Genomic DNA, 7836 nt, shown 5'->3' with positions numbered 1-7836 from the left:
ATGGCCGAGGACTACGACGTGATCCGGGACCACATCTCCCGCGTCATCCCCGGCTTCGAGGACTACAACGCCCGCGTGAGGGGCAGGAACGGCTTCGTGCTGCCCTCCCCGCCCAGGGACACCCGCACGTTCGCCACCGCCATCGGCAAGGCCCGCTTCACGGTCTCCCCGCTGGAGTACCTCACCGCCCCGGCCGGGCACCTGATCCTGCAGACCATGCGCTCCCACGACCAGTACAACACCACCATCTACGGCCTCGACGACCGCTACCGCGGCATCAGCAACGCCCGCCGCGTGGTGCTGGTGAACCCGGAGGACCTCGCCGAGCTCGGCTTCGCGGACCGGGACCTGGTGGACGTCGTCTCCGTGTTCAACGGCGACGAGCGCCGCGCCCAGGCCTTCCGCCTCGTCGCGTACCCCACCGCGAGGGGCTGCGCCGCCGCCTACTACCCCGAGGCCAACGTCCTGGTCCACAAGGACCTCGTCGCCCGCGAATCCAACACCCCCGGCTACAAGGCCGTCACCATCAGATTCGAAAAGCACGGCGACGGCGCGGCAGGAGGGAAGCAGCCTCTCAGTTTCGCTGGGGTTCCGAAAGGGTAGTAGGCGGGGGTGACCCCTCACCTCGGCTGTCTGGGCGGCAGGTACCGGCTTCTGGAGAAGATCGGCCTGGGCTCGATGGCCGTCGTCTACCGGGCCCTCGATGAACTGCTTGAACGGGAAGTCGCCGTCAAAGTCATCCAGTCGGCGGCGACCAACGACGCTGAACTCCGGCGCAGCGACGCCGAGGTCAAGCTGCTCGCCCGGCTCAACCACTACGCCCTCGTCACGCTTCTGGACGCGGGCACCGAGCGCAGCCCGCTCGGGACGCCGTGCATCTACCTTGTGATGGAGCTCGTCGAGGGGCCCGATCTGCGCAACCGGCTCATGACCGGGCCCCTGACGCACTCCCGCACCGTTCAGGTGGGGCACGACGTCACCCAGGCCCTCGAGTACATTCACCGCAAGGGCGTGGTGCATCGGGACATCAAGCCGGCCAACATCCTGCTGTTCGACGACGGGGCCACGAGGACGCGCGCGAAGCTCACCGATTTCGGCATCGCCCGGATGGCGGAGTCTGCGCTCACCCTCGAGGACGCGGTGTCTGGGACTCCGGCTTATCTGAGCCCCGAGCAGGTGCGCGGGGAGCCTGTTGGGCCGGAGAGCGACGTGTACTCGCTCGGCCTGGTCCTCCTACAGTGCCTGACCGGCGAACTCGCCTTCCCGGGGCCGCCGCTCGAGAGCGCGGTCCAACGCCTCACCCAGGCCCCGCCAATCCCCGAGGGAATCGGGGCCGGGTGGCGCGAGCTCATCTCGGGCATGACCGCGATGGACCCGGCCGATAGGCCCGCGGCAGCTGCGGCCGCTGTCTCGCTTCAGCGCATGATGGCGCTCGAGGTCGTGGCCGAGGTGAGCGTGGCCGCGGTCTAGGCCGAGAGCTTCCCCAGAGCGCTCTCAGGGAGCGCGTTCAGCAGCGCACGCGGGTCCGCGTAGACCTCTACGGCACCTGCGTCGCGCAGCTCGGCCTCGCTGGTGCCCCCGCACGTTACCGCGATGGTCGGAATGCCGAGCTTGGCGGAAGCGTAGACGTCCCAGACGGAGTCACCCACGAACACGACGTCCTCCGCTTGGAGGCCGCCCGCCTTGAGGGCGGCAAGGAGAATGTCCGGCGCCGGCTTGCTCTCGTTCGCGTCGGAGGAGCTGGTCGCGGCGGCGATGGCGTCGTCGGCGTCGAGCGCCGTGCGCAGGACCTGAAGTTCGCGCTCCTTGGCGGAGGACGCCAGCACAGCCGTCAGCCCGCGGTCCGCGCAGGCCCGCACTAGGTCGCGTGCGCCGTCGAACGCTATGAGCGAAGGCCAGCACGTGGAGAAGATGGCGCCGTGCGAAGCCTTGAGCTCCGCATCCTGGTCCCTGTCGCGGTCGTCGCCGAGGAGGTGGGCCACGAGCTTTTCGCCGCCCATGCCGACCGCGCGGTGAATCGCCGACATCGGGACCGTGTGGTCGAATTGGCGGAACGCGTGCCACCACGAGAGCGCGTGGAAGTAATTGGAATCGATGAGCGTACCGTCGACGTCGAAGAGCACTCCTGGGATGCGCGAATTCATGTCACCGGAGTCTAGCACCCTCCGCGAAGCCGGTTGCCCTGAAGTGGATTGCCCTGAAGTGATTGCGCGGGCCGTCCGGGGTAATGCACGAGTGGCCAAGCCCATTCGCGAAAAGGAGTATGTCATGGCAGACAAGCCGGGAAACCAGACTCCGAAGACCCCGGACCTCAACGAGAGCGAACTGCGCGACATGAAAGTGGACGAGCTGCGCGACGTGGCGAAGTCCGCCGGCGTGGGCAGCACCTCCGATCTGCGCAAGGAGGAGTTGGTCGACGCGATTCTCGAGGCGCGCGGCGGCTCCGGGACGGCTGACGACGGCGAGGGCTCCGCGGGAGACGTCGGCGACGTCGGCGCGGGACCGGACGGCGGACGCATCCGCAAGGGCAGCGGCAGCTCCGACTCCCTCAAGTACTCCCAGGAGATCACCTCTCCGGAGGACGAGCCGGAACGCGAGGGCCGCAGCCTGGTGACTACGAACCATGAGGTCATCAAGCAGTGGGCCGAGGCGCGCAACGGAGTGCCCGCAACCGTCCCCGATACTGAGCACGGTAACCGTCTGGGGGTCCTCAGGATCGACTTCGGAGGCGACAGCGATCGGCTCCAGCAGGTGAGCTGGGAAGAATGGTTCACGTCCTTTGATGACCGGCGCCTGAACTTCATCTATCAGGAGCAGCGCAGCGACGGGACGCAGTCCAATTTCTTCCAGTTGGAGAATCCCGACAGGGAGGATGCCTAACAGAGGATGCCCAGCAGGGGTTCTTTCCCACTCCGCCATTTCCCAAACCGATCGGGGCGTCTAGCATGACGCCATGACTGCCACGGATTTGGCGTCGGCCCCCTCGCCCGGTGATGCGCGGGACCGAATTCTCGCGGCCTCGTACAAGCTGTTCGGGGAGCGCGGGATCAGGGACGCCGGGGTCGATGAGCTCATCGCCCGGTCCGGGGTGGCCAAGGCAACGTTCTACAAGTACTTCAAGTCCAAGGACGACGTAGCCATGGCCTACCTCGCGCGGTGGTACGACGACCGCAGCAGCGCGATCGAGGCGGCCGTGGCCCGCCACGGCACCCAGGGCGAGAGAGCGCTCCTGGTGATCTTCGATGTGTTCGACGAGTGGTTCCGCCAGGGGGCGGTCGAGGTCACGTCGTTCCTGCACGTCATGCTCGAAATGGGGCCAGATCACCCTCTCGGGCGGGCGAGCATCGAGTACCTCGGGAAGACGCGGGACCAACTGGCCGAGCTGGCTCGCAGGGCCGGACTGCGGGACGTCGACGATTTCGCATGGTCGTGCCACATCCTGATCAAGGGCGCCATCGTGGCCGCGGCGGAAGGCGACCTGAGGGCCGCAGAGCGAGCCCGGGAGATGGCCTCCATGCTCGTCGAGCGATACCGGGGCTCGGAAGACTAGCCGACCTGAATCGTGAGGTGGGCGAAGCCGCTGAGGTCGAGGATGAGGCGTCCGGCGCGCTCGTCGAGCCGCAGGAGGACCCCGCCGCACGAGGGGCAGCGGAGGATCTTGGCGGGAGCGTCCACGTACAGGTGAGCCTGGGCCAGGGCCCTCACCGCGCCACAGCCTCCGCACGTGCCCAAGGCGGCCGTGATGTCGATGGAGAAGACCTCGGACAGAGGTCCGGCGAGGGCGTTGCCGTCGAGGTAGTCGCTCATGATGCACCTCCGAGGCCGCCGTAGCGCTCGGTTCTGATCCGATCGGGGGAGTGCCCCAAGTCCACGAGCCAGCCGGAGACAGCTTCAACAAAGCCCGTCGCTCCGCAGACGTACACGGCCGGATCTGTCCCGCTGTTGAGGACGTTTGCCGCGAGGGTTGCGGCATCGAGCCTTCCCACCGGCTCGCCGTCGGGTGCGCGCCGCGTGTACACGTACGTCACGTCGAACGTGTCATCCCGCGCAAGCGTCTCGAGCTCGCTGCGGAAGAAGACCGATTCGGGGGCCTTGACCGAGTACAGCAGGCGGAATGGCGCGGGATGCCCGGCCATCGCGTGGGCGCGCACCATCGCCATGAGGGGCACCACGCCGGACCCGCCGCCGACCAGCTGAACCGGTGAGGTCTCCTCGGGGCGCCACACGAACCAACCCCCGACCGGGCCCCGGACTTCCAGCTGGTCGCCGACCGCGAGGTCGCGGACCAGGTAGGGGGATACCTCGCCGTCCGGGAGTTCGTCGACGGTGATCTCCAAGCCGTCGGGCGGCGTCACGCCGGCCACCGAATAGGACCGGACGGCTTGGTACCCATCAGGCGCGGTGAGCCGGACGTCAACATGCTGGCCGGCGAGGAAGCGCACCGGCTCGGGGAGGCGCAGGCGGATGGTGCGCGCCGTCGTCGTCTCTTCGTGGACTCCCACCACCTCGGCGACCCTCCACATGCCGCTCACCCGTACCGTTCTTCGCGCCAGGGGTCCCCGTGCAGGTGGTAGCCCCGGCTCTCCCAGAACCCCGGTCGGTCCTCCGGGATCAGCTCAATCCCCTGGACCCATTTGGCGCTCTTCCAGAGGTACAGATGTGGCACGAGGAGGCGTGCGGGCCCGCCGTGCTCGGGCGCGAGGTCCTCGCCGTCGAACTGGTGGGCGATCCAGGCCTTGCCGCCCAGGACATCCCTCAGGGGCAAATTCGTGGTGTAGCCCCCGTAGCAATGGAACAGCGCGAATTCGGCCTCGGTCTCGACGTGCTTGAACAGCGCATCCACCGGGACGCCGCGCCAGTGAGTCCCGAGCTTCGACCAGCTCGTGACGCAGTGCAGGTCGACGTCGATGTCCTCCTGGGGGAGGGACATGAAGCCGTTCCAGTTCCAATGGCGGCTGTTCCCGTTGTCCGAGGTGAAGGTGAAGACCCACTCGTCCCGGTCGATCTTGGGTGTCGGGCCCGCCGAGAGTACAGGGAAGCCCTCCGTCACATACTGTCCCGGAGGCAGCCCGGGAACCTCTCTCTTCCTGCGGCCCATGAAGCCGGAAGACACGATGCCCATAGCTGCTCCTCGCTGGGGACGTGGCACTCGCTGGGATGTAGCACGGACCCTACGCCGAGACGGCCGGAGGAGCCAGAGGGCAGGAGGCGTAGTCCTACCCGAGGGTGGCCGGGGGTGGGCCGACGATCCGCCCTCGGAGCGGGTCCGCCTCATCGAGCCGCGCCAGGAAGTCGCGGAGCCGGAGCGCGAAGGCGATCTCGGCCCTGGGGTCAGTGGCGCTCGGGGTGTCGATCGGTTCGCCGTGGAGGGCGACGATGCTGCCCATCCGCTCGGTCCGCAGCTCGATGGTGTCGATCGGCGCGATGGTGCGGGCCAGGGCCGCAGCGCGCGCGACGCGCCCCGGGATGTGCTCGGCCACGACCGCCACGCGGTGGTCGCTCGGCATCCTGTGGCGCTCCGTGGCCCAGAAGTCGAGCGCGCGGATGACCTGGTCCTCGTCGGCTTCGCCAAGCTGCACATCGACGATGTGCCGCACCCCGTCGGTCGGGTCGAAGAGGAGGACGGCCAGGCCATCGCCGCCGTGGTCGGGGATGGCACGTTCGAAGACGGGCATTCCCGTGGTGATGCCGAGGAGGATCGGGTTCTCCTCGATGCGCTGGGCGAGCCACGCGGCGTCGAGGCCGGACTCGCGGAGGGCCGAGCTGTGCGGCGGAGTGATGTCCACGCCGCGCATCATACGTGCCCGTCGGGTGGTAACGCTTGTCACATCGTGTGACTCGCGCTTGACCCATTGAGTTGCGCCGTCACCTCCGCAGGGTGGGCGTGGCTTCTGCGCCGCCATCCCTCACCTTGTGGAGCCGGAGTACCCCATCGCCTGGCTCGCCTCGCCGGCGGCGCGGGCGACGGCGGGACCCAGCCGATCGACGTCGTCGGGCCCGATGCGCTGGGTCGGGAAGCCGACGCCGAGGACCCCAGCGAGGTCCCCGGTGTAGTCGAAGACGGGAGCGCTGATCGAGCCGACGTCGCTGTTGCGCTCTCCGAAGGCCGCGAAGAATCCCTGGGTGCGCGCCTGCTCCAGCTGCTGGTCGAGATCCTGCCATGTCTGGGGCGTCTTGGGCGTGTATCTCGTCAGTTCGGCGTCCCTCAGGGCTTCACGGGCTTCGGGGTCGAAGGCGAGGAAGATCTTCCCGGGGGCGCCAGCATGAAGCGGCATCACCTGGCCCACGTGGAAGGGCCGCATCACCACGTGCCGCGTTTCGGCGACGGCCACCACGGTGCGGTGTGCACCATCCCGCATGTAGAGGCATGCGGTCTCGCCAGTCTCGTCGCGCAGCCGCTGGAGAATGGGCCGCACGGTGCGCACGATGTCAAGGCCAATGGTTCCGGGGGTCGACCACTGCACGAAGCGCATGCCGATCCGGTAGCGGTCGCCGTCGCGATCCAAGAACCCCTCGCGGACCATGTTCTGAACCAGTCGCTGGCACGTGCTTGAGGGAAGCCCCGTCCCGCGGACGATCTGCTGCAGTGTCGGCTCGGGATTCTCTACGGAAAAGCACTCAAGAATCTGCGTGACCTTGTGCAGTACGAGAAGCGGCGTCGAGCCGGATGGGCCGCCCTGCTCGCTGACTGCTGGCTCTTTCGCCATCCCTTCGGGCCCCGTTCTTCCGCGAAATCCTCTACCACCGCCTCATGTTACCGGCGCCACTCCGGGCGGCTGCGATCCATTGACAGGGGCGTCCCTAAACCCGCAGCATGGGATGACAACCCACGATATGGGATAAGACCTCAACCGGACTCACGGCATCAGGCCAATGGAGGAATGATGAGCGTTCAGGCAATAACCCGGGAGCAAGCGGCCCGGCGCGCGACCTTCGCGAGCGTCGTCGGCACGACGATCGAGTGGTACGACTTCTTCCTCTACGGAACAGCGGCGGCTCTCGTGTTCCCGCAGCTGTTCTTCCCGGGAGGCGAGGGCTCCTTCAACGGGATCATCGCCGCCTTCGGAACCCAGTTCATCGGCTTCGTGGCCCGGCCTATCGGAGCGGCGATCTTCGGCCACTTCGGGGACCGCATTGGCCGCAAGGCGACCCTCATGGCCACCCTCTTCCTGATGGCCATCGGCACGGTGCTCATCGGCGTCCTGCCGACCTATCAGGCGATCGGTGTCTGGGCTCCGCTCCTCCTCACCGCGCTCCGCGTGGTCCAGGGCATCGGTGTCGGCGGCGAATGGGGCGGCTCGGTGCTGATCGCCATGGAGTGGGGACATCAACAGCGCCGCGGCCTTGCGGCGAGCTGGCCTCAGCTCGGCGTCCCGCTCGGCCTCGTGCTCTCCACCGGCCTGGTGCGCCTCACCACGGGCCTGACCGGAGCGGACTTCTTCACGTACGGATGGCGCATCCCGTTCCTGCTGAGCTTCGTCCTGATCGCCGTCGGCCTGTTCGTCCGACTGCGGGTCGTGGAGAGCCCGGAGTTCGAGGCGGTCCGCAAGACCCGCAAGGTGATCCGCACGCCGCTCATCGAGGCCCTTCGACGCCAGCCGCAGGAGATCATCCTCTCTGCCCTGCTTCGGACCGCAGAACAGGCGCCGTTCTACCTCTTCATCACCTTCGTCATCACCTACGCCACCAACCAGCTCAAGTTCAGCAGTGATGCCATCCTCGTAGACACCCTCATCGCCGCGGCCCTCGGACTCGTCAGTATCCCGCTGTTCGGCCGGCTCTCCGACCGATTCGGCCGCAGGCTGGTCTACGGCATCGGCATCGTGGGGACCGCCG

At 67.7% G+C, this 7836-nt stretch carries 11 protein-coding genes; 5 read left to right on the top strand and 6 right to left on the bottom strand.

Annotation, left to right across the window (positions count from 1 at the left end):
- Both ACTHL9_RS18220 and ACTHL9_RS18215 read left to right on the top strand, forming a co-directional pair.
- Nucleotides 1–603: molybdopterin dinucleotide binding domain-containing protein (locus ACTHL9_RS18220; RefSeq protein WP_440520679.1), on the top strand; the 603-nt coding region annotated here is incomplete at its 5' end.
- Nucleotides 604–612: 9 nt separating this feature from the next.
- Nucleotides 613–1470 carry a serine/threonine-protein kinase gene (locus ACTHL9_RS18215; RefSeq protein WP_440520678.1) on the top strand — a complete coding sequence of 286 codons (858 nt, stop codon included), beginning with the start codon at nucleotides 613–615 and terminating at the stop codon, nucleotides 1468–1470.
- Here the strand turns inward: ACTHL9_RS18215 and ACTHL9_RS18210 are convergent.
- On the bottom strand, nucleotides 1467–2144 hold the full coding sequence (locus ACTHL9_RS18210) for an HAD family hydrolase (protein WP_440520677.1): 678 nt from the start codon (nucleotides 2142–2144) through the stop codon (nucleotides 1467–1469). The two genes, ACTHL9_RS18215 and ACTHL9_RS18210, sit on opposite strands and share 4 nt — an antisense overlap.
- Before the next feature lie 124 nt (nucleotides 2145–2268).
- On the opposite strand from ACTHL9_RS18210, the gene ACTHL9_RS18205 reads away from it, so the two are divergent.
- Nucleotides 2269–2880, top strand: coding sequence for a Rho termination factor N-terminal domain-containing protein (locus ACTHL9_RS18205; protein ID WP_440520676.1), 612 nt, complete (start codon nucleotides 2269–2271; stop codon nucleotides 2878–2880).
- 73 nt (nucleotides 2881–2953) lie between these two features.
- Nucleotides 2954–3550, top strand: coding sequence for a TetR/AcrR family transcriptional regulator (locus ACTHL9_RS18200; RefSeq protein WP_440520675.1), 597 nt, complete (start codon nucleotides 2954–2956; stop codon nucleotides 3548–3550).
- On the opposite strand, the gene ACTHL9_RS18195 is transcribed toward ACTHL9_RS18200, so the two are convergent.
- The 5 genes from ACTHL9_RS18195 to ACTHL9_RS18175 form a co-directional block, all read right to left on the bottom strand.
- Nucleotides 3547–3807 carry a DUF6510 family protein gene (locus tag ACTHL9_RS18195; RefSeq protein ID WP_440520674.1) on the bottom strand — a complete coding sequence of 87 codons (261 nt, stop codon included), beginning with the start codon at nucleotides 3805–3807 and terminating at the stop codon, nucleotides 3547–3549. The genes ACTHL9_RS18200 and ACTHL9_RS18195 overlap by 4 nt on opposite strands.
- Nucleotides 3804–4523, bottom strand: coding sequence for a ferredoxin reductase (locus ACTHL9_RS18190; protein ID WP_440520680.1), 720 nt, complete (start codon nucleotides 4521–4523; stop codon nucleotides 3804–3806). Before ACTHL9_RS18190 ends, ACTHL9_RS18195 begins: the two co-directional genes overlap by 4 nt.
- Nucleotides 4524–4528: 5 nt before the next feature.
- Nucleotides 4529–5122, bottom strand: a complete 594-nt coding sequence (locus tag ACTHL9_RS18185) for a molybdopterin-dependent oxidoreductase (protein ID WP_440520673.1) — start codon at nucleotides 5120–5122, stop codon at nucleotides 4529–4531.
- Between the two features lie 94 nt (nucleotides 5123–5216).
- Nucleotides 5217–5786, bottom strand: a complete 570-nt coding sequence (locus tag ACTHL9_RS18180; protein ID WP_440520672.1) for a hypothetical protein — start codon at nucleotides 5784–5786, stop codon at nucleotides 5217–5219.
- A gap of 120 nt (nucleotides 5787–5906) precedes the next feature.
- Nucleotides 5907–6707 carry an IclR family transcriptional regulator gene (locus tag ACTHL9_RS18175; RefSeq protein ID WP_440520671.1) on the bottom strand — a complete coding sequence of 267 codons (801 nt, stop codon included), beginning with the start codon at nucleotides 6705–6707 and terminating at the stop codon, nucleotides 5907–5909.
- 177 nt (nucleotides 6708–6884) lie between these two features.
- On the opposite strand from ACTHL9_RS18175, the gene ACTHL9_RS18170 reads away from it, so the two are divergent.
- A partial coding sequence (locus ACTHL9_RS18170; RefSeq protein ID WP_440520670.1) for an MFS transporter occupies nucleotides 6885–7836 on the top strand: 952 nt, incomplete at its 3' end.

The organism is Sinomonas sp., assembly GCF_051955515.1.
Classification (GTDB): domain Bacteria; phylum Actinomycetota; class Actinomycetes; order Actinomycetales; family Micrococcaceae; genus Sinomonas.
The sequence above is the reverse complement of the archived record's forward strand: the minus strand, read 5'-3'. Positions and strand labels throughout refer to the sequence as shown.